The organism is Arhodomonas sp. KWT (assembly GCF_010993615.1).
In genome coordinates this window covers 1-1180 of sequence record NZ_WNXE01000501.1, presented here as the reverse complement: position 1 = coordinate 1180, position 1180 = coordinate 1, and the positions used below count along the sequence as shown (strand labels likewise).

Genomic DNA, 1180 nt, shown 5'->3' with positions numbered 1-1180 from the left:
GAGCTGCTGGCGATATTCCTGCGCACCGGACGGCAGGGGCGCACGGCGGTGGACGTGGCCCGGGAGATGCTCGCGGCCTTCGACGGGCTGCGCGGGCTCATGGAGGCGGACCAGGACCGGTTCGCTGCCCACCCGGGCATGGGGCCGGCGAAGTTCGCCCAGCTTCAGGCGGTACTGGAGATGGCCCGGCGCCATCTCCACGAGCGGCTGGTACGCGGGGACGCGCTCACCAGCCCCGGCGATACGCGGCTGTTCCTCACCGCGCGGCTGCGCCACCAGTCCGCGGAAGTGTTCGCCGCGCTGTTCCTGGACAACCGTCACCGGGTGATCGCCTTCGAGGAGCTGTTCCGCGGCACCATCGACGCCGCCCAGGTCCACCCGCGGGAGGTGGTGCGCCGGGCGCTGGCGCACAACGCGGCCGCCGTGATCGTGGCCCACAATCACCCCTCCGGCGTCGCGGAACCGAGCGGGGCGGACGAGCAGATCACGCGGCGCCTGCGCGACGCGCTGGCGCTGGTGGACGTGCGGGTGCTGGACCACTTCGTGGTCGGCGACGGTGAGGTGGTGAGCTTCGCCGAGCGCGGGCTGCTCTAGGGAAAGACGTCCATTCCCTGACGGACCGGGCCCGGCGCCCGGGGACATACACGGCCGGCGTGGAGCGACGGGCGATGCGAACGATTACCGCGGACGACGGACGCAGCTGGACCGCCTTCGTGGGGCGCGAGTCCTACGGGGTGCACATGGTGCTTTTCATGCCGCAGAGCGGCGGTGGGGCGTGTCAGGCGCCGCTGGAGTCGGCGACGTGGCTGGAGGCCGAGCGGGAGCTGGAGGCGATGACCGACGCGGATCTGCTCCGCTGTCTCAACGAGCGGAGCTGGCCCTGGGGGGAGGGCTTCGACGGCAGCACCCCCTGAGGATGCCGCCGTCGCCGGGCGGCGACGGACTCAGGCCGCCGCCGCCCCGCCCATGGCCCCGCGGAGCTTGCCGAGGGCGTTCTTCTCGAGCTGGCGGATGCGCTCGGCGGAGACGCCGTACTGGTCCGCCAGGGACTGCAGGGTCGCCTTGCCGTCGTTGAGCCAGCGCCGCGCGATGATGTCGCGGCTGCGCTCGTCGAGCTCCGCCAGCGCCGAGGTCAGGGCCTCGTGCTGGTGGCTGCGCCAGTCATCGCCCTCGACCTCGG

3 protein-coding genes are annotated in these 1180 nt (G+C 72.8%); 2 read left to right on the top strand and 1 reads right to left on the bottom strand.

All coding sequences use genetic code 11. The annotated features are described in order from the left end of the window. Both radC and G7A99_RS20225 read left to right on the top strand, forming a co-directional pair. Positions 1-594: DNA repair protein RadC (radC, locus tag G7A99_RS20230; protein WP_163143635.1), on the top strand; the 594-nt coding region annotated here is incomplete at its 5' end. A 74-nt stretch (positions 595-668) separates the two neighbouring features. Then, positions 669-914 (top strand): hypothetical protein, encoded by a 246-nt coding sequence (locus tag G7A99_RS20225; RefSeq protein ID WP_163143632.1) that lies wholly within the window; start codon positions 669-671, stop codon positions 912-914. A 30-nt stretch (positions 915-944) separates the two neighbouring features. Here the strand turns inward: G7A99_RS20225 and G7A99_RS20220 are convergent. Beyond that, positions 945-1180: sigma-70 family RNA polymerase sigma factor (locus G7A99_RS20220; protein WP_163143630.1), on the bottom strand; the 236-nt coding region annotated here is incomplete at its 5' end.